We start from the raw sequence: 22,661 nt of genomic DNA, 5'->3' as shown, positions 1-22,661 counted from the left end.
AATGTCCGGCTTCACAAACTAACTTTGTCGGTACTAAGCGAAAATTTTGAGAAACTTGAGGAGCAGTTTATCAAAATTTTAGTCTTAGTACTCCAAAGCTGAGCAAGTTTGCGAAGCCTTTCTTATTACCTCAACCAAAAGTTGGAACAACAATAAGACCTAAGGCGGAGGTTGTCCGACACGCTATCAATTACACTTGTTATAGAAAAACAAAAGAAAGTTGGTAGGCGTGTGAAGGGTAATCGGGTAAATATCATCTATTTAATGGTAGGACAGTTAATTTCGGTTTTTGGTGGGGCAATTTTGCGTTTCGCCTTGTCTTTGTTTGTGTTGGACGCCACCGGTCGGGCAGATATTTTTGCCACGATTTTGGCGGTTTCTAGTATCCCCGTCTTGTTTGCGCCAATTGGCGGCGCGATTGCTGATCGCTTTGATCGGAAAATCTTGATGGTTTTGATGGATGTAGCCAATGCCGTGCTGGCACTGCTGCTGTTTTTAGTAATCGGCATGACGGAATCGGTGTTTGCCATCGGCTTCTTGTTGTTCGTGTTGTCAATTGTAGGAAGCTTTGACACACCCGTCGTCGGCGCCAGCATTCCTTTATTAGTGGAAGAAGATCAGCTGGAAAAAATCAACGGCCTGTCCAATGGAATTTTGCAGCTGTCTAATGTTGTCGCCCCGATTATCGGCGGCATTCTGTACGGCTTAGTTGGCGCGCAGGCGTTAGTAGCCAGCAGTATCGCCTTCTTTATTATCGCAGCCATCGTTGAAAGCTGCTTGAAGATTCCTTTCGAAAAACGGGAACAAAAAGGAAACGTCCTGGAAATTTTGACCGGTGATTTGAAGGAAGGATTTAAGGAAGTCCGAAGCAACCGAGTGATTACCAAAACGATTGTGATCGCCGCTTTAATCAATTTCGTCTTAACGCCCTTCTTTATCGTCGGCCTACCGGTCATTTTGCGGATGGTGCTGCAGGTGAGTGAAACGATGTACGGCGTTGGTATGGCGATGTTCAGTCTCTCCAATATTGTGGGGGCAATTTTTGCTGTCGTGATAACTAAACACTTACGCTTCAATAATTTTTACCTGACCTTCGGATTTTCGGGAGTTCTTATACTGATCATGAACGTGCTGCTGCTGTTTTTAGGAAGCAGCGGGGGCTTCGCGGTGGTGATGATGGCCGGCGTAATCATCGGAATCATCATGAGCGCCATTTCCATTTACCTGATTTCGCTGGTTCAGCGCATTACGCCAAAAGAAAATTTAGGAAAAGTGATGGCCACCATCATCGCGGTAGCTCAATGCGCGGTGCCGCTGGGACAATTAGTGATGGGTGTGCTGTTTAAAGGAACGACAACTTCCGTATTCTTTCCGATTCTGGCAGTGGGCGGCTTTATCCTGTTGATTTCCTTCCTATGTTTTAACTGGTTTAAGGAAACCAAGGAAAGTGACATCTATATGGTGAAGGAAAATTAGACGGGGAAATGCACTGGCTGCGGCTGGTGCATTTTTTATTTAAATTGACAGTTGACATTTATATGTTTGCGTGGTAACCTTTTCATTAAGTTGCTGATGTTATTACTTCGGGTAAGCATGCAGCAATTCAAAAAAATTGAAAAATGTTGGATGTTATCACAATGTGAGCAGGACCTATTTACCACACAGTTGTAGTGTATGTAAATGGGCTTTTTTTGTGGCTAACGGGGGAAATTTTATGATCATAAAAAGAGTATTAAACAATAATACCGTTATTTCTTCAAACAGCAAGGGCATTGATGTGTTGTTGATGGGTAAGGGCATCGCTTTTGGCAAGAAAAAAGGCAACCCAGTAGACATTGAACTGGTGGAAAAGAGTTTTCTGCTGCGAGACAAGGATACCCAAAATAAATTCACCGAGCTGTTGATCAATGTACCGATGGAGCACATCATGGTGTCGGAGAAAATTATCAATTTCGGGAAAATTAAACTGGGAAAAAACTTAAACGAAATTATTTACGTGAATTTGACCGACCATATTCATTCCGCGATTGAGCGTTATCAAGAAGGCATCATTTTAAAAAATCCTTTGCGCTGGGACATCGCCCGTTTTTATGCCGACGAATACGCGGTCGGGGAAAAAGCGCTGGAAATTGTACGCAATGATTTAGGAGTTGCCTTTGAAGTGGATGAAGCAGCCTTTATTGCTACCCATTTTGTCAACGCCGAATTGGATCGCAAGGATGATTTGGCCTATGAAGTAGCCGAGATCACCAAAGGAATCGAAGAAATTATCAAAAATCATTACCGCACGGAATTTGATGAAGATTCCTTGGACTACTACCGCTTCATTACCCATGTGAAATTTTTTGCCCAACGTTTGTTGACCGGCGAGCATTACGATGACGAAGATGCAGAATTATTAGAAACCTTAAAAAGCAAATATGTGACGGAATATGAGTGTTCGTTAAAGATTCGCGACTATGTGCAGCAGCAGTTCGAATACGAACTAAGCTCCACAGAACTGCTGTATTTAACCGCCCACATTCGCCGCATAACTAAAAATTTATAGTCAAATAGGATTGTTATCCCAAAAGGAGCATGACCTAGAGCTGATCGAGAGTATTTCGGGCAGTTTTAGGTCATTTTTGCTTCTTTTACTAAAAAAATAGGAGTGAAATTAAAATGGATTACACAAATACCGCAAAACAGCTGTTTGAACAAGTAGGTGGACAAGCCAATATTCGTTCGGCTACCCATTGCATGACCCGCTTGCGCTTAGTCTTAAAGGATGAAAGCAAAGTGGACGATGAACAAGTCAAAAAAGTACCCGGTGTCATGGGCGTCATGAAAAAAGGCGGCCAATACCAAATTATTATGGGCAATGACGTAGCGAATTACTACAAAGAATTAGCAAAATTAGGCAATTTCGGCTCAGCAGCTGAAGAAGACGCTGGCGAAAAAGGCAATTTGTTTGAACGTTTTGTAGATATCATTTCCAGCTGCATGTCACCATTGATTCCAGCCATGTTAGGTGGCGGAATGATCAAAGTATTACTGATTGTACTGCCGTTAATTGGAATTTTAAGTGCTGATTCCCAAACCTATGCTGTGCTTTCTTTCTTTGGCGATGCACCGTTTTATTTCATGCCAATTATGCTGGCCTTTACTGCCGCTCAGAAATTCAAGGTGACACCAATGCTGGCGGTGACCATTGCCGGCATCATGCTGCACCCGAATTTTACTGCCTTAGTTGCTGATGGTAATCCGTTAAATGTTTTCGGCCTGCCGATCACCTTAGCTTCTTACGGCTCATCGGTTATTCCGATTTTGATCATGGTTTGGTTGATGAAGTTTATCGAAGGAGCCTTCAATAAAGTGATCCCAGCTGTAATGAAGAGCTTCACTCAACCATTGCTAGTTATTTTAGTCTCAGGTGTGATTGCTTTAGTTGTCGTAGGTCCATTAGGTACATTTGCCGGATCAGGTCTATCAGCTGCAATCATTTGGGTCCAAGGCAAAGCCGGCTGGTTAGCGCTAGGCTTGATGGCCGCGTTCATGCCACTGATTGTCATGACTGGTATGCACTGGGCGTTTGCACCAATTTTCTTAATCGCTTCACCAGCAACACCTGATTTATTGATTTTACCGGCAATGTTGGCCGCAAACTTAGGCCAAGGTGCCGCAGCTTTAGCCGTTTCAATGAAAGCCAAAGATAAAAACTTAAAACAAGTCGCTTTAGCTTCAGGAATTTCGGCGTTGTTAGCCGGCGTAACAGAGCCAGCTTTATACGGGGTAACTTTAAAATACAAACGTCCGTTGTACGCAGCGATGATTTCCGGCGCAATTTGCGGGGTCTATATGGGCTTCACTGGACTTGAATCTTACGCATTTGCTGTACCGTCAATCGTTTCATTGCCACAATTTATCGGTGAAAACTCTGGCAACATCATCAATGCCTGTATTGTAGCAGCCGCTTCGATTATTCTGACTTTCGTGTTGACGTGGGTATTTGGTTTTGAAGAAGATGCGCCCGTTGAAGAAGCGATTCTAGAAGTTCAAACCGGCAGCAGCGATCCTAAAAAAGTTTTTGCACCAGTTAAAGGGGAAGTGATTCCTTTAGAACAAGTCAATGATTCAGCGTTTTCGAAAAAGATGATGGGTGAGGGCATTGCGATTATTCCTACAGAAGATACGATTCGCGCACCTTTTGATGGAACCGTCACTGCGATTTTCCCAACGAAGCACGCGATTGGTTTGACCAGTGATGCTGGTTTGGAATTATTGATCCACGTCGGAATCGACACAGTGGAATTAGGCGGCAAACATTTTGAAGCGTTAGTTTCAGCGGATGACCGAATTAAAGTCGGCCAACCATTATTGAAGGTTGATTTTGCAGCGGTCAAAGCAGCCGGCTACGATATTGTTACGCCAATTGTGGTAACCAATTCGGACCAATTTATCGATGTAGTAGCCAAAGACGAAATGAAAACTGCTAATTACGACGAAGCAGTACTTTATGTAGTTTAAAAGAAGGAGTTTAATGATGAGTAATTTTCCGAAAGATTTTTTATGGGGCGGAGCAACTGCCGCCAACCAATTAGAAGGTGCCTATAACGAGGACGGCAAAGGTCTAACCGGGCAGGATTTAACCCGCAAAGGCTGGCGGGAAGCGCCAACTGAGGAACCGATGGAAGACAATTTGAAATTAATCGGTATCGATTTTTACCATCGCTATAAAGAAGACATCCGTTTGTTCGCAGAAATGGGCTTCAAGGTTTATCGCATGTCGATTGCTTGGGCTCGGATTTTTCCAAAAGGTGACGAGCAAGAACCCAATGAAGCCGGGTTAGCTTTTTATGATAAAGTTTTCGACGAATGTTTAAAATATGGGATCGAGCCTTTGGTGACTTTGTCCCATTATGAGATGCCGCTGCATTTAACCCGCACTTATGATGGCTGGCGCAGCCGCGAAGTGATTGACTTCTTTGAGCACTACACGAAAACAGTCTTCACTCGCTACCAAGATAAAGTAAAATATTGGCTGACCTTTAATGAAATTAATTCCATCAGTCATGTGCCATTTCTCAGCGGCGGGATCAATACGCCGAAGGAAGAACTAACGAAGCAAGACATTTATCAGGCGATTCATCATGAGCTGGTAGCAAGTGCCCGAGCGGTAAAAGCTTGTCACGAAATTATTCCGCAAGCCCAAATCGGCTGCATGATTCTTGGCGTGCCGGTCTATCCGTTAACACCAGAACCAAAGGATGTACTAAAAGCTTTAGCTACCGAACGGGAAAATTTCTTCTTCTCTGATGTACAGGTTCGCGGGTACTATCCAAGCTATAGTCAGCGACTGTTTAAAGAAAACGATATTCAATTGGAGATTACTAATCAAGATTTAAGCGATCTGAAACACACCGTCGATTTCATTTCCTTCAGCTATTACATGAGTGTCTGTGAATCCGCTGACCCGACGAAGGAAGCCGGAGAAGGTAATATCATCGGAGGAATTCCTAATCCTTATCTAAAAGCCAGCGACTGGGGTTGGCAAATTGACCCTGAAGGCTTGCGTTATTACTTGAACTGCTTGTATGATCGCTACCAAAAACCAGTTTTTATTGTTGAGAACGGACTGGGTGCTGTCGATGAACTGGTGGAATTACCAGATGGCACCAAAACAGTGCTGGATGATTACCGCATCAACTACATGAACGATCATTTGGTGCAGGTGGAAGAAGCCCTGAAAGATGGTGTGGAAATTATGGGCTATACTTCTTGGGGCTGCATTGATTTAATCAGCTTCACCACCGCTGAAATCAAGAAACGCTACGGCATGATTTATGTCGACCGCAATCAAGACGGTTCTGGTACTTTAAATCGCTACAAGAAAAAAAGCTTCCATTGGTATAAAGAAATCATTGAATCAAACGGCGACAGTCTGAGCCGATAAAACAACCTTGCTGTTCTCTTTGTTGAGAGCAGCCTTTTTTTCCGAAAAATTTGCAATTCTCTGAGATACATGTAAACTCTTATTGAAGCGTTTTACATAGAAAAAGACTGGGGACTTAGAAAAATGGCCAATAAGAAAGTGACAATCAAAGACGTAGCGAAGCGATCGGGGGTATCCATTACCACGGTATCGCAAATTTTAAACGGCAAAGAAGACATGTTCAGTAAAAAAACTGTCAAAAAAGTACTGGAAGCCAAAAAGGATCTGGATTACGAACCGGATTATTTTGCCCGCCGCATGATCATGAAAAAAAGCAAAACCATCGGTGTCTTAGTTCCAGATATCACCAATCCTTTCTTCAGCAATCTCTTGCGGGGAATTGAAAATGTCTTGTACCGGGAAAATTTTGTGGCGATGTTTTGCAATGCTGATATGGATGAAGCCAAGGAAAGCGAGTATTTGCAGGAGCTGAGCCGCCGGGGAGTGGATGGCTTTATTATTGCCAGCTCGGCTGTTTCCAACCAAGCAATCAATGATACGCTAAAGAAAAACAGCTTGCCCTTCATCGTTTTGGATCAGAAAAAAGCTGAAGGAATCAGTGATGCGGTACTGACAGACGATTTCTCAGGCGGGCAATTAGCAGCGCAGCATTTAGCCGACTTGGGCCATCAGCAGGTAGCAGTCGTCATGCCTGAAGATGCACCGGATAATATCCAAAAACGGTACGAAGGTTTTTGTTCAATTTTCCCCGAAGCAGAGAAAGTGAACAGCGAACTGTCGAAAATTGGTGGACGACAAGCGGCGAAAAAAATTACCCAAGAGGACTTCACCGGATTATTTGCCGTGAACGACGAAATCGCCTTTGGTTTGTATTTGGGACTAAACGAAGCTGGCAAACAAATTCCTGACGATTATAGCATCGTCGGTTACGACAACATTGACATGTGCGAATACGTGATTCCCCAGCTGACCACGATTGCCCAGCCAATTTTTGAATTAGGCCAGACCACAGCGGAGTTATTGCTGGAACGGATCCAGCAGCCGGAAAAAAATTGGGAGGAGAAAATGCTGCCAGTTCAACTGGTAGAACGAGCTTCGACAAAAAGAATAAAACAGCATACTTGAAATTGCTTTCAGGATGTGCTATATTCTTGTCATAAACTTAAAACGTTTTAGTAAAACGTTTTTGTAGAAAAGTTGTAGAACAATTAACGAAACGGAGTGGACAAAATGAACACGATTACAATTATTGGCAGTATCAACCTGGATCGCACCATTCGCGTCAAACAAATGCCTAAACCTGGTGAAACCATGCATACGAAGGAAATTTTCTCAGCTGGCGGCGGTAAAGGCGCCAATCAAGCGGTAGCAGCTAAACGTTCTGGTGCCAAAACCAATTTTATCGGGGCAGTCGGCAACGACGAAGCCGGACAAATGATGACTGACCTTTTAAACCAGGAAGAAATTAATTTAACTGGTGTTGCCACATTAGATAACCAAGCAACCGGACAAGCCTACATTATTGTCGACGACCAAGGAGAAAACAGCATCATGATTCATTCCGGTGCCAATAATGTTTTCACTCCAGAGCATGTCAGCCAGCACGAAGACCTGATCAAAGACAGTGATTTTCTAATTTCCCAGTTTGAAAGCGCTATGGAAAGTACAATCGCGGCTTTCAAAATCGCCCGTCAAGCTGGCGTAAAAACTATTTTGAATCCAGCGCCAGCGTTGGAAAAAGTTCCGGAAGAATTGCTGGAAGTTACTGATATGATCGTTCCGAATGAAACTGAAACCGAAATTTTAACTGGCATCACGATTACCGATGAAGCCAGCATGAAAAAAGCCGCCGATCATCTGCATCAGTTAGGCATGGAAGCAGTTATTATTACCATCGGAAGCAAAGGGGCCTTCTATGATGTCAATGGACGTAGTGGAATTGTCCCAGCTTTCAAAGTAAAAGCCGTCGACACGACAGCTGCCGGTGATACCTTTATCGGCGCCATGAGCAGTGTTTTAGCCAACGACTTCAGCAATCTGGAAGAAGCCATCAAGTACGGCAACAAAGCGTCATCCATTACGGTTCAACGCTTCGGCGCCCAACCATCCATCCCTTACAAAAACGAATTGGACTAAAGAAAGGAAGTTTTCACAATGAAAAAAGGCAAAGTAATTAATTCAGATATCTCTCGCGTCATCGCTCAAATGGGGCACTTCGATAAATTAAGTATTGGCGATGCCGGTATGCCGGTTCCAAGAATGACGGAAAAAATTGATTTAGCAGTGGACAACGGAATTCCCAGCTTCATGGAAGTTTTGAACAATGTGCTGGAAGAATTAGAAGTGCAACGGATTTATTTAGCAGAAGAAATTAAAACTGAAAATCCAACTATGCTGGAAGCCATCAAAAATCGTTTGCCGGAAACACCGATTACCTTCATCCCTCACAGTGAAATGAAGCAAGAGTTGAACAACGTTCACGCCTTTATTCGTACCGGAGAAATGACGCCTTACGCGAATATCTTACTAGAAAGCGGCGTTGTTTTTTAAGCTAGGATGACCGAGTCATCGACGTTCAGCTTCGCAAACGGTTAAAGCAAGTTTGCGAAGCCTTCAAATTTAAGGAGGAATTTTTCATGAATGCTACGGCATTATTGATCGGCTTAGGGCCATTATTAGGTTGGGGTCTTTTCCCAACCATCGCATCAAAAATCGGTGGCCGGCCGGTAAACCAAATCTTAGGATCAACCTTAGGAACCTTGATTTTCGCATTTGTTTTCGCAATTGTAAACGGTTTGAGTTTTCCAACTGGTATGGATTTAGTCTTCTCCATTCTATCTGGTGTCGGCTGGGCGATTGCGCAAATTATTACCTTTAAATCATTTACACTGATCGGATCATCCCGCGCAATGCCGATCACCACGGCTTTTCAATTGTTGGGAGCTTCCCTGTGGGGTGTCTTAGCTTTAGGCAACTGGCCAGGAACGACCGCTAAATTGTTAGGCGGCTTGGCACTGATTTTGATCATTATCGGTGCTTCAATGACCGTTTGGACCGAAGAAAAAACTAAGGAAAACAGCAGTTTGCTGAAATCGGCCGTTCTATTGTTAGCGGTTGGTGAAATTGGTTATTGGGCCTATTCTGCCGCCCCACAAGCCACCAATATTGACGGCATGCACGCTTTCTTGCCGCAAGCCATTGGAATGGTGCTGGTTGCAGTCGTTTACTCAGCAATTTTAACCTTTAAAGGCAAAGAAAAATCACCATTTGCAGAAGTAGTTTCTTACAAACACATCTTTTCCGGCTTCTTCTTTGCCTTTGCAGCCTTGACTTATTTAATCTCGGCGCAACCAAATATGAACGGTTTAGCCACCGGCTTCATCTTGTCACAAACCTCTGTGGTACTGGCAACCTTAACCGGTATTTGGTTCTTAGGACAAAAGAAAACAAAAAAGGAAATGACTGTTACGATTATTGGTTTGGTACTGATTTTAGCCGCTGCAGCCATGACCGTGATGTTATAAGAGTAAAAAGCCGTCAGCTGACGGCTTTTTATTTGGTCAAATCAAACTCCAACGTCCCTCGCTCAGTACCATTGACAATAAGTGTGACGGAAAGAACTCCTGGATAATGCTTTCGAGAACTCAAATCAGCAAAGGCATGATTTTTGGTGTAAGTCTTTGACTGATCGGCTTTTAAGACAGTATCGGACAGCTGAAATATTTTCCGACTGCGTTTCCCATTCGCTTTGATATAGTCGACGCCGTACTCCAGCCTTAACTTAGTTGATTCTTTGGCGGAAATTGTAAAAGAAAACGTCAGATTCTCTCCAATGGGAATCGTGTTAGATTCTAAAGTGAAGTCTTGAATATCTACAGAACTAGCATCGTAGTAACCAAAGATGCCTAACACTTCTCGATTTCCCTTTTTCAACAGAGTCCGGCAGCCGTGTTTAACAATCCAATCCGTATGTTTATCTTTGCCATACCAATCCTTGGCAATTTCAGCCACCAAGTCAGGGTGAGTCTTGGAAATATCGTTCAAATTGTTAGCAACACTTTTGCGTACATACAAGGATGGGTCAGTTTTCAGCTGCTCTAAAATTGCAATAACCGGCGCGGGGTCTTTTTTGAAGCTGGTTAACGCTTGACCCCAAGGCAAAGCGGGCCGGCAACCTTCGCTAGCTAGACGGCGAACATGTTCATTCTCATGCCTGGCCCAGACCGCCATTTGTCCCATCATGCGAGCTTCGTTTTTTATAATCAACGGCCTCACCGCAAACTCAGCTGTTGAAATTTTGGTGTATCTTTCTAATGCCGCAATGGTCAAATCCCAATCCTTCTCCGCCCGCCCATAAACTTCCACAAAATCAGGGAAGTAAATTAACGCATTGTCGTTATGACCAGCAGGGAAACCCGCGACAACCTGATCGAGAATTCCTAGTGCCTCTCCATAATTGTTTGGCAAATATTTTCCTAAATTGACCGTAATCTGCCGCATGCGAGCTTTCAATTCTAGCGTTTCCCAGTTTTCGTCCATGATATCGCTGACAAAATTCTCAATCGGAAACGGAGGATACACATTTTTGATACGGGAAGCCAGATCGTAAAGCGTATCGTGATTATAGTATTTGTCTTTCATCAATTCAGTCATATTGTTCCTCCCTCATTGCCTTCACTTCGAAGTTTAGAGGAAAAGCACACGGTAATCAAGCTGAAAAAGTTTACTCCCAATCTTTACGAACCTAGACAGGTACAAGAAAGTGTTCTGAATTTTTGGTAAACTATCAAAAAGGGGGAGTTGAAGTTGGAAAGAAAGTTCAAGCTGCTGCTTATCTTATTGTTCTGTGCCGGAATTTTTGCGGCGTGTTCTGCTGAGAAGCCTACGAACACGATCACGTCTTCCACTACAGAAAAAAGTGATACCTCAACTGCTGATGACGTCGACTTTCTGGAACATTTTGCCGGAGATTGGGAAACCGACGATAAATTGATGACCCTGAGTTTCCAATATCAGGATGGAAAAATTCTGCTAATTTCACAAAATTTGGCGACAGACAAGGAAAAAACTGAATCCATCTTAATGTTGGATGGCTACGATTCATCAAACAATCGCTGGCTGCTTTATACCTTAGCTGACGAAAGTTTTTATTATTCTGTGATTGAAGCAGATGAGGATATGATTACCGTAAATTCATTTGTGAGCAGGCCTGAGACCGATGGAACTTCTAAGGCTTTTGACTATTATCGAGTCCGTCCATAACTGGAATAGAAGTCGGATTTTTTGTACTACCTTCGAGAAAAAATTCCTGAAAAAGTAAATTTTAATTGAAATCTCACCCGTTTTGTATTATGATCATTTCCAACATCATATTTCGTGTGGAAGAGAAGAGTAGCTTTAATGTGAACATTGGCAGAGACCCCGGTTGGTGAAAAAGGGGAATGGGAAGTTGGGGTGAAGATGAGCTCGGAGCATCTAAATTGTTCACGCAATTTAGACGGTGGCAACCGTTACTTTGCCGCGTATCTATTTAGCCCAGGCTAAGTACGTACGGTTGAGGTATTAGGAACTAATACGAATAAGGGTGGTACCGCGAAAGCATTCGTCCCTTGGGCTGTTAAGCAATTAACAGGTCAAGGGATGAATGCTTTTTTTGCATTTAGCATAAAATATAGAAGAGGTGACCAAATGAAAAAAATTATTGGTATTTTGGCTTTAGCGGGAATTTTATTGTTGTCAGGCTGTGGACAGGCGGCCGGCAGCTCAGAGGATACATTGAAGGTGGGGGCATCGCCAACACCTCATGCGGAAATTTTGGAACATGTGAAGCCGATGCTGGAGGAAGAGGGCATCAATTTGGAAATTGTAAAGTTTGATGATTACATTTTGCCCAACAAATCGCTGGCAGAAGAAGAAATTGACGCCAACTATTTTTCCACTGTACCTTACTTCAACTTGCAGAAGGAAGAAAATGATTACGACTTTGCCAATGTAGCCGGCATTCATTTGGAACCAATGGGTATTTACTCTCATGATATAAAAAATGTTGCGGACGTCCCTGAAGGAGCAACCGTGATTGTCTCCAACGTTGCCTCAGAATGGGGACGGGTACTGCGGATTTTTGAAGATAACGGCTTGATTAAAGTAAAAGATGGAATCGCTATTGATAAAGCAACCTTCGACGACATCACTGAAAATCCGAAGCAATTGGTCTTCAAGCATGAAGTGGAACCAACCTTGCTGGCAACGGCTTATGAAAATCATGAAGGCGACCTAGTAGCAATCAATTCCAACTTTGCCTATGAAAAAGGCTTAAATCCAGTCAAAGATTCCTTGATGCTGGAAGCTCAAGACTCACCTTACGTGAACATCATCGCGACTAGAACCGAAGATAAAGACGATCCGAGAGTTGAAAAATTGGTGACGGCTTTACAGGACAAAGAAGTCCAATCCTGGATCGAAGAAAAATGGGGCGGCTCAGTCATCCCAGTTGCCCAATAAAAAATGGAGGAATGTAAAATGGAACGAGCAATTTTTGCCGGAGGCTGCTTCTGGTGCATGATTAAACCCTTTGATTCATTACCTGGAATTCATTCAGTCTTTTCCGGATACACCGGAGGACACGTACCAAACCCGACATACGAACAGGTGAAAAGTCACCAAACTGGCCACACCGAGGCTGTAGAAATTATTTATGATCCAGCGTTGATCACATTTGAAGAATTAGTAGAGCTGTATTGGCAGCAGACCGATCCGACCGATGCTTTTGGTCAATTTGAAGATCGCGGCGACAATTACCGCCCAGTCATTTTCTATTTTGATGAAAAACAAAAAGAAGTCGCTGAAAAAAGCAAGCAGGCCTTAGCAGCCAGCGGCCGGTTTTCCTCACCGATCGTCACCAGTATCGAACCAGCAGCTCCCTTTTATTTAGCGGAAGAGGAGCATCAAAATTATTATAAAAAGCATCCGGAAAATTACGCCCGCAACGCTCAACGGCGGAAGAAATTTCTCGAAACGGCCTGGTAATAAAGCAAAAGCACTTGAATCCCCTCAACTGTTTCGGTAAGATAAGCAAAAACAGAAAAGAGGATTCAAGTGTGACTATTCAAATTATTCCGATTGAAGCTTCACAAGCAGAAATTTTACTGGATCTAGGCTTACGAACTTTTAATGATACGTTTAGCCCTCAAAATACACCTGAGAATATGGAAGCTTATGTTTCCGAGGCTTTTCAATTAGACAAAATGGCTGCTGAACTAGCCAACCCGGATTCGAATTTTTTCTTCATTTATACTGACGATCAGCTGGCAGGCTATCTGAAAGTAAATGTGAATGACGCTCAAACCGAAGACATCGCTGAGAATGCTTTGGAAATCGAACGAATTTATGTGGATGTAGCGTTCAAAGGGCAAGGTCTTGGCAAAGCCTTAATGGAAAAAGCGTTGGAGGTTGCCAAGGAAAAAGGTCGTACCACAGTCTGGCTAGGTGTCTGGGAGAAAAACCTGCCCGCAATCGGCTTTTACCAAAAGCAAGGATTTGAAAAAGTTTCCCAGCATTCCTTCTGGATGGGTGATGATGAACAAACTGATTTTATCCTGGCTAAAACATTGTAATCTTTGAGGAGAGTGAAAATTGAACATCCGTTTAGCGAAAGCTGCCGATGCGCCAGCTTTATTGGCAATTTATGGACCCTATGTGACCGATACTGCGATCACCTTCGAATACGACATCCCCAGCGTAGAGGAATTCACACAACGAATTATTTCTACCATGGAGAATTATCCCTACTTAGTGGCTGAAAATGACCAAGGGGAAATTCTCGGTTACGCCTATGCCCATGCCTACAAAGAGCGTGTCGCCTATGACTGGAGTGTCGAAGTCACCATCTATCTGTCTGAAAAAGCCAAAGGTCAAGGCATCGGGCAAAAATTGTATCAAACCTTAGAAGAAGAACTGAAAAAACAAAACATCTTAGTTTTAACGGCCTGTATCACTGGCGGCAACACCCACAGCATTCAATTCCACGAAAAGCTGGGCTATCAGCAGGTAGGTGTCTTCAAACAAATCGGCTACAAGTTCGATCAATGGCACGATGTCTACTGGCTGCAAAAGATGATGGGACAGCCAACGGTTCCTATGAAAAAGATGATTCCTTACCGAGAAATCAACAATTGAGCTAGCTTTTATTGTATAATGAAGCAATTAGAGCTGTTTCGGAGGAATCAATGAAAAAGAATAGAATTAAAATTTTTTACCTTGTATTAATTATTGCCACAATTTTGCGAATTGTCTTAGCCTACCTGATTCCCGTCAAGGTTTATATGCAGGCTGAATACGATGATGCTTTGTCCATAAACCAAGCTTTGTTCATATTAGATGGCCAGTGGTTGGGACCTTATGACATTGAAACGCTGTCTAAAGGAACTTCCTACACCTTCTTTTTACTAGCGGTTCATTTTAGTCGCATACCGTACCCAATTTTTCTAGCCTTATTCAATATTTTGGCTAGTGCTAGTGTAACAACCGCCTTTAAACCGTTAATCAAAAACAAAGTGGTGTTGGGCCTCAGCTATTTATTCTTAATTTTTTCACCCATTACTTTGTCTTCTGATTTTTCGCTGCGGATTTACCGCAATAGTTTAGTGTTTGCTACAGTATTGTTTCTCTTGGCGGGGATTATTGGCCTTTACTTGAGGCGAAAGAGTCCATTGAAAAAACAAATTCCCTGGCTGGCACTTCAAGCAATTATTCTGCCCTTTTTCTGGTATTTACGGGAAGATTCAATTTGGATTCTACCCCTTTATTTCGTCGTATTGCTGATGATGCTGTTTAACAGGCTGCAGGACTTGCGAAAAAACCAACGCCCCATTTTTTCAGGAATGCTAAAGCGGATCGGATTTCTGGCTATTCCTTTTTTATCTTTAGTGTTGGCAACTTTAGGCCTATCGCAAATCAATTACAATCACTATCAAATTTTTACCGTTAATGACCGAACCAAAACAGCCTTCGCTGATGTGACTGAGCATTTAATTCAGATCGACAATAGTGAATGGGACAGTCCTGAATTGGTGAATGATGAAGCCGTTTGGGTTTCAAGAGCAACTTTTGAAAAGGCGATGGAGGTTTCTCCTACCTTGGCAGAGTATGAAGAAGAGATCCAATGGTTGGAGGACGAATCCTTCTGGCCTGATACTTGGTCTTTGAAGCACGATGAGCTTCCAGGTGATATGGTGATTTGGGGATTGCGGGATGCCTTCAAGCGGGGCGGTCTTTACCAAAATGGTGCCGAAAATGAAGAGGTCTTTCAAAAAATCGCTAACGAATTACAGGACGGTTTCGATGAAGGACACTTTAATAGGAAGAAAACCGTCTTCATTTCCAAACAAAGCAATGGCAAACGTATGCAGGATATTCCAAAAGTGTTGGATTATACCTTGGCTGGAATTCGCGAGACCACCATGTATACTAGCTATAACACCAGCTATGGCGGTTCCATTTTTATTCCGGGATCACCAGCCATTTCGATTCTGGAATTATTAAATGTTCAGCCGTTGGCGATGGCTTCATTCCAAACCAGCTTTGAATACGAGCGGACGAAAAATTACGTTCTAGCTGGAAATATAATCATCAAAGCCTATAAAATTATTTCGCCTATTTTGGCGGCCGCTTCTTTCTTCATTTACTTGTATTTTATCCGAGTATTTGTAAAAAGCAGTGAGAAAAATGAGCGGGAGCGTTTATTCAGCTTTCTGATTATTATCACTGGCCTAGGATTAAGCTACCTGCTGTATCTTTTTGGCGTATCTTGGTTTGCTACTTGGGCACCGGGAGGGAAAGCGACCTTCATGTCCTTCTACACAGGAGCAGGTGTGCCGTTAGTGCAGCTGATCGAAATTTTGTGCGCTTCATTACTGGTACAAAAACTGCTGGATCGAAGGAAAATGAAAATCAATTGATAAACTTAATTTTAGACTTGCCCAACGATCATCCAATCAGCAGGCAGGTCTTTATTTACTACTTGATAAGGAGCCGAAAAATGAATTTAGAGAAATTTCAATGGACCAGAACCCCAGAAAGCTGCGAAGTAAGCGAGGATAGAGTTGAAATCACCACCAAACCTCATACCGATTTGTGGCAGCGGACTTACTACCACTTCCAAAATGACAATGCGCCCGTTTTTCAAATGGAAACCGAAGAAAAATATTTCAGCTTTGTCGTAAAAACTGACTTCAGCGAAAGCTCTCATCGCTTTGACCAATGCGGCATCGTGATGTACCTGGATAGCGAGAATTGGTTAAAGGGTTCGATTGAATACGAAAACGAGGAATTCCAGCATCTGGGAAGTGTGGCAACGAATCAAGGCTACTCTGATTGGGCCACAACCACCATCGATGCTTCGATCAAAACCATGTGGTATCGTTTCAGCAGAAGAGAAGACGACTACCGAATTGAATGTTCAGCCGATGGTGTTTCCTTCCAGCAAATGCGGATTTGCCATATGTACAAAGGAAAAGGCAAAATCAAGTTTGGTATCTATGCCTGCTCACCAGAAAACTCATCCTTTAAAGCTGTGTTTACCCAGATGCAGCTGATGGATTGTCAATGGGCGGCGCATGATGGGCAAAAACCAGATTAGGCCTACAAAATAAAGAGAGCCAATTCAAAACACACGTTTTGAATTGGCTCTCTATTTGATTATTTCCCACAAAGGATTCAAAAAAGTCAGGGCATAAAACAAAGCCAGGAACACGCCTAACAAAATCGTAAATACAAAGGCCTCGCGGCGATGCTCTTTTTCACGAAAATGCTTCACCAGTTTTTGCACAAATTGAAGCGGATGGAACAGATCCCACGTATTAAAACGAATATAACGACCTAAATAAATTCCGAAGCTTAGTACTGGGAACACCAGCCAGGTCAGCAACCAAAATGTGGGTGTATTAATGGCCGCAAAGTTTGCCGGATCAAAATAAATAATGAAGGTAAACTGCAGCAAAACAATATTCAACGCCGTATTCAACACACCGGAAATGGCCAAACTAAGTACTGCAACGATGTCATACCAAATCGGTACCTCAACTTTATCGATTTCCCGATGGGTCAAATTCAGTTCAGTAACTAGATAACCAGCGTTTGGCAGAAAAACCAACCAGACAATCAAGCCAACGATCAAAATCAAACTGCTCAAGATACCTAAAAAGGCAAAAGAGGTAGCAGATGACAACCAAGCAAAGAATAGTTGCAAAGCCAAGGTCCCAATAAGAATGAAGAGCGGGATAACTGAAAGTTTGAAATTAGTGATCATGGGACGAAATAATTTGGTTTGAAACAGCTTGGGCCGAATCAAAATCAGCAGCAAAGCAAATAAATTGAATAATAAGGTAATAAAAAACATTAGTGCCATAAAGTGTTCTCCTCCTAAATTTAAGAATAACTTAGGAGGGCAAGTAAGAGCAAGTGCGATGCTTCACTTAAGCAAGGAGTTGCATAAGCAGAACAATTAGACTAATAATTCCCAGCACACTAACCACGGTGAAAAGAATTTTTTCTCTTGACGTTTGAAAGACAGGGCGTCTATACGTATGACTATTCCATAACCAAAAGCTGAAGCCTAAAGCATAAATCCCCACACAATATAGCAGATTTATCAACCCAGAAGAATACAGCATGTAAAATCCATACACCATCGCCCCGCCCGCTAACAGTCGATGACTTTTAGCCGAAAGCTTCCATAAAAAAGCCCCCGATAAAATATAAGGAATCAGCACCATGGTGGTAGCTGTATCCGTGACTGCTTGAAAGGCGTCCATTGCCAAGCGGGAAAAAATGAACACGATCTGCATGATAGTGCCGTTCAGTAACAGCGCGTTGACAGGTGCATTCTGCCGATTTTCTTTTCCTAAAAAAGCCGGAAACATCTGATCCTTCGCTGCATCAAAAGAAATTTCTGCTGCCAAGATGGTCCAGGAAATCCAAGCCCCTAACACCGAAATAATCACCCCGATGTCAATCATGCGCGCGCCCCATGTGCCTACAGCCGCATTCAGTACTCCGCTAAGAGATGGATTCGGCAGCTGGATCAAAGTTTCTTGCGGCAAAATCCCAAAACTCAGCATAACGATCAATACATAAATCGCCAAAGTCGTGCCATAGCCGATTAATGTAGCCCGGCCAACGTCTTTTGCCCGTTTTGCTCGTCCTGATAGAACCACCGCTCCTTCAATTCCGACAAATACCCACATCGTTTGCAGCATGGCATTTTTCACTTGGGTGGGAAGTCCGCCTAAGTCACCGCCGACCGTTCGGATGTTTTGCGCAAAAAGATCAGCTGAAAAAGTTGAGAAGCGAAAGTGAACAATCAGAATGAAAATTCCAATTAAGATCGGCACCACCTTAGCAAATGTCGCCACCACATTCAAAGCATTCGCCGCACGAATTCCCCGAGAAACTAATAAGACCACCAGCCAAATCATCAAACTGCCTAAGTAGAAACCGACAGTTCCTTTGGAGCCACCAATTGACGGGAAAAATTTGCTTAAGGCATCCAAAAATAAAATGACGAAGGATACGTTGCCGATAATATTGCTTAACCAATAGCCCCAAGCCGAATTAAAGCCGACATAGGATCCGAAGCCATCCTTCGCATAATAATAAATTCCGCCAGTAATCTCCGGCTGTTCATCCGCCAATGTTTGAAAAACCTTGGCAATAAAGAAAACACCCACGCCGGTAATCGTCCAGGCAATTAGTGAAGCCGCCGGCCCAGCCGATTGGGAAATACTGCTGGGCAGATTAAAGACGCCGCCCCCCAGCATCGAGCCTACGACGATCATAGTCAGCCCTAATAATCCCACCTCTTTATGAGAGGCCGCTTTTTTTGGTTGTGTATCCATGAATTCCTCCTATAAAAATTATATCCCGTCTATTGAACCACAAGCCCATGAAAAGAAGCAATCAATCCGCATAAAATTAAGCAAGAGCTTTATCATTAGATTCTCATCAAAATCAATTTGCTTTATTCTTTAACTAGACCAATCGGAAGTGTTAAGGTGTTTGTGAGAGAAATAAGGAGGCTAATTCTTGTATGAAAAGAGAGAAGAATGGTCCTAGGAACCAAGTGAAGTCGACAGACATTTTTCTGGAAATGCTAGCGTTGTTCATTCTAATTTCGTTAACGTTTTATGCCGTGAAAACTGGAAAATTATTTTGAGGAAGACAGGCTGCTGTCTTCTTTTTTTCTTAGACCAATTTAAATAACTAGGTCTTGCTGTATAGATTTATCATGCTGGTTCTTCATTAACTTTTTATAACAAAAAGACGCAGGGATCAGCTCCATGCGTCAATCGTCAACGTTTCTAACTCCTTCATTGCTTGAATCACCACTTCTGGGGTAATCGTTTCTTTCATAAAATGAATCATTTCATCCGGTGCACTAGCCCTTTCGGCAACCTGTTGGAAATCTTCCTCAGACAAACTCAAATCCATCGCTTTTAAATTTGTCGGCAAATTCAATTGATGATAAAAAGGCAGCAGCTGGCGAATTTCCGCCACTTTTTGCTCAATCATTAGTTGCACCAAAATACCGTAGGCCACTTTATTGCCGTGCAGCTGCTTGTGAGAATCCGGCAAAACAGTCAAGGCATCATGAATCGAATGGGCACCAGAAGTTCGGCCATATTCATCACCGAAGCCTCCCACCATCCCGGCTAGTAAAATATTGGTTTCCACAATATCGATGAAGGACGGGTTTAATTGCTGTTCCTTCATTGCCTGCAAGGCTGCGTCGCTTTCTGATAGTAAAATGTCGCGACATTTTCGCGCCGCGAACTCCGCCACTTGAATTTCAATCGGTTTAACAGCCAATTGCGAAATAATTGCATCTGATTCGTACCACTTTGCCAGTGTGTCACCAATTCCTGCAACCATCAGCTCATAAGGCGATTCCAGCAAGACCTGTGGATCGATCAAAACCAAATCCGTAGCCTTTGGAAAAATATCGTAACGCAGCATCACACCTTCATCGTCATAAACAACACTTAATGGAGTATAAGCTGCACACGTAGCCGCCAATGTCGGCAAGATAATAATTGGTAAGTTTAAACGATAAGCCGTCAGCTTAGTCAGGTCCGCCACTTTTCCACCGCCAACAGCGATTAAAACCTGTGTTTGCTCTTTTTCGGCAATTTCAGCATAGTGGGCCGCCGCATCATCGGTACATTTCCCACCATAATAATAGAAGGAAGTTTCACATTTAGTCAGTTCTGGGAAATAATTTTTAACGGCTTCCCAGGATTTATCCCCGTGAAAAATCATCGCTTTCTTTAAATTTCTGCGCTCCAGATGCTTTGGCAAATCTTGCCAAGCGTTTAGTTTCAATTCATATTCCTGTGGCGCGCCCCGTACAATTAGGTTTGATGTCATTTATCCATCTTCTTTCTTCAAGTTTTCATTTGTTTATTATATACACTTGTTCTACTAAAAGTCTAGGTACCAAAATACAGTACGCTATTTTTCTTTTTTATAGAGTGTTTTTCGCAAACAAATGGTTTTTATTGATAATATCCAGAAAAATATTTCTTGTTATTTACACTTCATGCTATAATAATAGATAGAAAAGGAGGCGTTAACATGAAAAAAATCGTATTAAGCTTTGTAATGGTAGCCGGATTTGCTTTAGGTGTTGCTAGCCCAATGCTGGCGGAAACATCTTCGTCAACAACAGAGTCAACAACAACAGAATCAACAACGGAATCAAGTACACCTGCTGAGGATCCAACTACTCCAGTATTACCTGAACCGGGTAATCCGATCTACAGAATGTACAATCCAAACTCAGGGGAGCATCTGTATACACCAAGTATGTTTGAAGCAAGAACATTATTCACACTTGGCTGGGATGACGAAGGAATGGCTTGGGTAGCACCTCAACAGGGAGAATCGATTCATCGTGTGTATAATCCAAATGCTGGTGACCACCACTATACGCTTGATGTAAATGAAAAAAATCATCTAGTGAGTGTTGGTTGGGACGATGATAAATTGTGGTTCCCATCAGCAAATAAAGAAGGTGTAGCAATTTACCGTTTATACAACCCTAACGCTGAAGCAGGAGCGCATCATTTCACTGCAAATGGCGCTGAAAGAGACATGTTAGTTAGCGTTGGTTGGAAATACGAAGGAATTGGCTTCTACGCTGAATCAGTTGAATAATTAAATTCCGGAGGAGGTCTTACTTTTAAAGTAGGCCTTCTCTTTTTTTCTGAATTCACAATTTATTGGATAATCTTAGACGAGTTATTTGCTGTCATGGTATAATATTTAGAAAAGGAGGCGTTTACATTGAAGAGATTATTTCTAGGATTTTTGATGATTGTTGGTCTTGGAGTGGGGCTATCCGCACCTGTGCAGGCAGCTGAGGAAATAGAAGTTGAAATACCTGTATTGGGTCAGTCAATTTATCGAATGTACAATCCAAATACAGGTGAACATCTTTATACGCCAAGTATGTTTGAACAAGCAACTTTATTTAACCTTGGATGGAAAGATGAAGGTACAGCATGGTTTGCGCCAAGAGAATATGTGGGAGCAGCAATTTACCGCGTATACAATCCAAATGCGGGCGATCATCACTTTACAACAGATGTAAATGAAATTGCCCATTTATTGGAAGTTGGTTGGCATGATGATCGTCTATCCTTCCCATCTGCAACGGATGAAGGTGTTCCAATTTATCGTTTATACAACCCAAATGCTAAAGTTGGTGCCCATCACTTTACTGCAAACGGGGCAGAAAGAGATATGTTGGTGAGTGTTGGTTGGCGGTATGAAGGAATCAGCTTCTATGCCGATTCTCTTAATTAAGAAGTAGTAATTCATGAGGGAAGCTTTATTGGAAAGTAAGGTTTCCATCATTCTTTGCAGGGGAATTGATACTGCTTTTATATCAATATAAGTTCAATAAGCTAAAAGGAGACGTTTACATTGAAGAAATTATTTCTAGGCTTTTTGATGGTTATCGGCTTTACTTTTTGTTTATCTATTCCGGCCAATGCGCAATGGGGAACTTTAGAAGGAGATCCAATTTGTCGGGTGTATAATCCAAATTCTGGTGAGCATCTCTATACACCAAGTCGCTTTGAATCTCGAACGTTAGAAACCCTTGGCTGGCAATATGAAGGAATCGCGTGGATGGCACCGAAACCAATCGTTGCCGAGGGGAATTACAATCATCACAACAAGTATGCAAGCGATCATATTTTTAGGTTCTATAATCCGAATGCTGGCGACCATCACTATACCATGAATCTTATTGAAGGTCGTATATTGTTGGAACAAGGATGGGAAGACGATCGTTTGACCTTCCCGTCTGCACACGCTGACAGATATCCAATTTACCGCTTGTACAATCCAAATGCAATCGCAGGAGCCCATCATTTCACAACAAATGCTGCTGAAAGAGATATGTTAGTGGGTGTTGGTTGGAAAGATGAAGGCATTGGATTTTATGCAATTGCACTAGAATAATGCTCAATTAATAGATAGAAAACTAGCAAGCTGCGAAGACCTAAATAGGGATTTCGCAGTTTTTCTTTCGTACTTTTTGATCAACAAAATCCCCATTGTCATCCTCACCTACATATGGTAGGATAAATCCATTGAATAAATGTATATTTATTCAATGGATTTCCTTTAAGAAATTATTATTATTCATTAAACAAGGAGTGGATAG

General features: G+C 42.5%; 22 protein-coding genes and 1 other annotated feature. Of the genes, 18 read left to right on the top strand and 4 right to left on the bottom strand.

The features are described from left to right. Positions 1-231: 231 nt before the first annotated feature. The 8 genes from JZO70_RS22065 (at position 232) to rbsU (ending at position 9,456) form a co-directional block, all read left to right on the top strand. On the top strand, positions 232-1,476 hold the full coding sequence (locus JZO70_RS22065) for an MFS transporter (RefSeq protein ID WP_207675860.1): 1,245 nt from the start codon (positions 232-234) through the stop codon (positions 1,474-1,476). A gap of 238 nt (positions 1,477-1,714) precedes the next feature. Then, positions 1,715-2,548, top strand: coding sequence for a BglG family transcription antiterminator LicT (gene licT / locus JZO70_RS22060; protein ID WP_207675859.1), 834 nt, complete (start codon positions 1,715-1,717; stop codon positions 2,546-2,548). Between the two features lie 113 nt (positions 2,549-2,661). Then, the gene (locus JZO70_RS22055) at positions 2,662-4,506 is read left to right on the top strand and encodes a beta-glucoside-specific PTS transporter subunit IIABC (RefSeq protein WP_207675858.1); all 1,845 of its coding nucleotides are present in this window, start codon (positions 2,662-2,664) and stop codon (positions 4,504-4,506) included. A 16-nt stretch (positions 4,507-4,522) separates the two neighbouring features. Beyond that, positions 4,523-5,932: a glycoside hydrolase family 1 protein gene (locus JZO70_RS22050; protein ID WP_207675870.1), complete on the top strand. Its 1,410-nt coding sequence runs from the start codon at positions 4,523-4,525 to the stop codon at positions 5,930-5,932. A gap of 123 nt (positions 5,933-6,055) precedes the next feature. Then, a complete protein-coding gene (gene rbsR, locus JZO70_RS22045) occupies positions 6,056-7,057 on the top strand; it encodes a ribose utilization transcriptional repressor RbsR (protein ID WP_207675857.1) in 1,002 nt (333 codons plus the stop codon). A gap of 105 nt (positions 7,058-7,162) precedes the next feature. After that, complete coding sequence (gene rbsK, locus JZO70_RS22040) at positions 7,163-8,068, top strand: ribokinase (protein WP_207675856.1); 906 nt, start codon at positions 7,163-7,165, stop codon at positions 8,066-8,068. A gap of 18 nt (positions 8,069-8,086) precedes the next feature. Next, positions 8,087-8,482, top strand: coding sequence for a D-ribose pyranase (gene rbsD, locus JZO70_RS22035; RefSeq protein WP_207675855.1), 396 nt, complete (start codon positions 8,087-8,089; stop codon positions 8,480-8,482). A gap of 86 nt (positions 8,483-8,568) precedes the next feature. Continuing rightward, a complete protein-coding gene (rbsU, locus tag JZO70_RS22030; RefSeq protein WP_207675854.1) occupies positions 8,569-9,456 on the top strand; it encodes a ribose/proton symporter RbsU in 888 nt (295 codons plus the stop codon). 28 nt (positions 9,457-9,484) lie between these two features. Here the strand turns inward: rbsU and JZO70_RS22025 are convergent, their stop codons facing one another. Then, positions 9,485-10,585, bottom strand: coding sequence for a DNA alkylation repair protein (locus JZO70_RS22025; protein WP_207675853.1), 1,101 nt, complete (start codon positions 10,583-10,585; stop codon positions 9,485-9,487). Positions 10,586-10,738: 153 nt separating this feature from the next. On the opposite strand from JZO70_RS22025, the gene JZO70_RS22020 reads away from it, so the two are divergent. From JZO70_RS22020 to JZO70_RS21990, 7 genes are all read left to right on the top strand, one after another. After that, on the top strand, positions 10,739-11,194 hold the full coding sequence (locus JZO70_RS22020) for a hypothetical protein (protein ID WP_207675852.1): 456 nt from the start codon (positions 10,739-10,741) through the stop codon (positions 11,192-11,194). 108 nt (positions 11,195-11,302) lie between these two features. Next, positions 11,303-11,545 (top strand) — a binding site (T-box leader). A 75-nt stretch (positions 11,546-11,620) separates the two neighbouring features. Then, a complete protein-coding gene (locus tag JZO70_RS22015; RefSeq protein WP_207675851.1) occupies positions 11,621-12,433 on the top strand; it encodes a MetQ/NlpA family ABC transporter substrate-binding protein in 813 nt (270 codons plus the stop codon). An 18-nt stretch (positions 12,434-12,451) separates the two neighbouring features. Continuing rightward, positions 12,452-12,958, top strand: coding sequence for a peptide-methionine (S)-S-oxide reductase MsrA (msrA, locus tag JZO70_RS22010; protein WP_207675850.1), 507 nt, complete (start codon positions 12,452-12,454; stop codon positions 12,956-12,958). A 71-nt stretch (positions 12,959-13,029) separates the two neighbouring features. Next, positions 13,030-13,545 (top strand): GNAT family N-acetyltransferase, encoded by a 516-nt coding sequence (locus tag JZO70_RS22005; RefSeq protein ID WP_430748909.1) that lies wholly within the window; start codon positions 13,030-13,032, stop codon positions 13,543-13,545. Between the two features lie 19 nt (positions 13,546-13,564). Further along, the gene (locus tag JZO70_RS22000; protein WP_207675849.1) at positions 13,565-14,107 is read left to right on the top strand and encodes a GNAT family N-acetyltransferase; all 543 of its coding nucleotides are present in this window, start codon (positions 13,565-13,567) and stop codon (positions 14,105-14,107) included. A 50-nt stretch (positions 14,108-14,157) separates the two neighbouring features. Beyond that, the gene (locus JZO70_RS21995) at positions 14,158-15,888 is read left to right on the top strand and encodes a hypothetical protein (RefSeq protein WP_207675848.1); all 1,731 of its coding nucleotides are present in this window, start codon (positions 14,158-14,160) and stop codon (positions 15,886-15,888) included. Between the two features lie 80 nt (positions 15,889-15,968). Continuing rightward, positions 15,969-16,568: a DUF1349 domain-containing protein gene (locus JZO70_RS21990; protein WP_207675847.1), complete on the top strand. Its 600-nt coding sequence runs from the start codon at positions 15,969-15,971 to the stop codon at positions 16,566-16,568. A 51-nt stretch (positions 16,569-16,619) separates the two neighbouring features. Here JZO70_RS21990 and JZO70_RS21985 read toward each other — a convergent pair whose 3' ends face one another. The 3 genes from JZO70_RS21985 to JZO70_RS21975 form a co-directional block, all read right to left on the bottom strand. After that, positions 16,620-17,336 (bottom strand): DUF1361 domain-containing protein, encoded by a 717-nt coding sequence (locus JZO70_RS21985; RefSeq protein WP_207675846.1) that lies wholly within the window; start codon positions 17,334-17,336, stop codon positions 16,620-16,622. A 67-nt stretch (positions 17,337-17,403) separates the two neighbouring features. Next, the gene (locus JZO70_RS21980) at positions 17,404-18,825 is read right to left on the bottom strand and encodes a basic amino acid/polyamine antiporter (protein WP_207675845.1); all 1,422 of its coding nucleotides are present in this window, start codon (positions 18,823-18,825) and stop codon (positions 17,404-17,406) included. A 433-nt stretch (positions 18,826-19,258) separates the two neighbouring features. Then, entirely contained in the window at positions 19,259-20,353 is a 1,095-nt protein-coding gene (locus JZO70_RS21975) for an iron-containing alcohol dehydrogenase family protein (protein ID WP_207675844.1), read from the bottom strand. A gap of 207 nt (positions 20,354-20,560) precedes the next feature. Here JZO70_RS21975 and JZO70_RS21970 point away from each other — a divergent pair, with 207 nt between their 5' ends. The 3 genes from JZO70_RS21970 (at position 20,561) to JZO70_RS21960 (ending at position 22,456) form a co-directional block, all read left to right on the top strand. Further along, positions 20,561-21,142 carry a hypothetical protein gene (locus tag JZO70_RS21970; protein ID WP_207675843.1) on the top strand — a complete coding sequence of 194 codons (582 nt, stop codon included), beginning with the start codon at positions 20,561-20,563 and terminating at the stop codon, positions 21,140-21,142. Positions 21,143-21,271: 129 nt separating this feature from the next. Beyond that, complete coding sequence (locus tag JZO70_RS21965) at positions 21,272-21,793, top strand: hypothetical protein (RefSeq protein ID WP_207675842.1); 522 nt, start codon at positions 21,272-21,274, stop codon at positions 21,791-21,793. A gap of 120 nt (positions 21,794-21,913) precedes the next feature. After that, positions 21,914-22,456, top strand: coding sequence for a hypothetical protein (locus JZO70_RS21960; RefSeq protein WP_207675841.1), 543 nt, complete (start codon positions 21,914-21,916; stop codon positions 22,454-22,456). Positions 22,457-22,661 lie beyond the last annotated feature (205 nt).

It is taken from the genome of Candidatus Enterococcus moelleringii (assembly GCF_017377575.1).
In the GTDB taxonomy this organism is placed as follows: domain Bacteria; phylum Bacillota; class Bacilli; order Lactobacillales; family Enterococcaceae; genus Enterococcus_A; species Enterococcus_A moelleringii.
This window is presented reverse-complemented; position numbering and strand designations above follow the sequence as displayed.